This window comes from Streptobacillus felis (assembly GCF_001559775.1).
Classification (GTDB): Bacteria; Fusobacteriota; Fusobacteriia; order Fusobacteriales; family Leptotrichiaceae; genus Streptobacillus; species Streptobacillus felis.
Map to the genome: position 1 here is coordinate 1 of NZ_LOHX01000332.1, position 616 is coordinate 616.

General features: G+C 27.6%; 1 protein-coding gene. It reads right to left on the reverse strand.

From position 1 onward, the window contains the following. Positions 1 to 154: 154 nt before the first annotated feature. Positions 155 to 616 (reverse strand): IS3 family transposase (locus tag AYC60_RS07835; protein WP_156447713.1); only part of this gene is annotated, 462 nt, incomplete at its 5' end.

Consider the following 616-nt stretch of genomic DNA (forward strand, 5'->3'; position numbering starts at 1 on the left):
ATCTCAATAGTATCTAACCCTGCACTTACTCCTAAACTTACTGAAGCATCTATTATCTCTTTTTTATTTTCTGCTCTCAATACATCTTTTCTAACACTTTCAACATTATTAGTGTAGTGGTCAAGCTTTTTTGATACAGCATGGTAAAGTTAATTTATTTTCTTCTTCTCACCTCCATAGGTGTTAAATATCCATTATAACTATGTGGTCTTACATAATTATAATATACATATGAAAATTCTTCTATTCCTTTGTATAAATCTTCTTCCTTTTCAAATATATAATTATTTAAATATTCTTCTTTCAATGTATTATAGTATCTTTCCATAACTGCATTATCATAAGGACAACCTGCTTTACTCATACTTTGTATTATTCCTTGTTCCTCACAATATTTTACAAATTCTTTTGAAGTAAATTGACTCCCTTGATCACTATGTAATATTATTTCTTTATTTGCCCTTGGGTTATCCTTAAAAGCCTTATTTAAAGCTCTCTTCGCTAACTCTGTATCCATTCTCTTTCCACAAACACTTGAAACTACACTTCTATCATACAAATCTATCACTGTACAATTATATCTTACATCATTATTTAATAAATATATATATGTAAA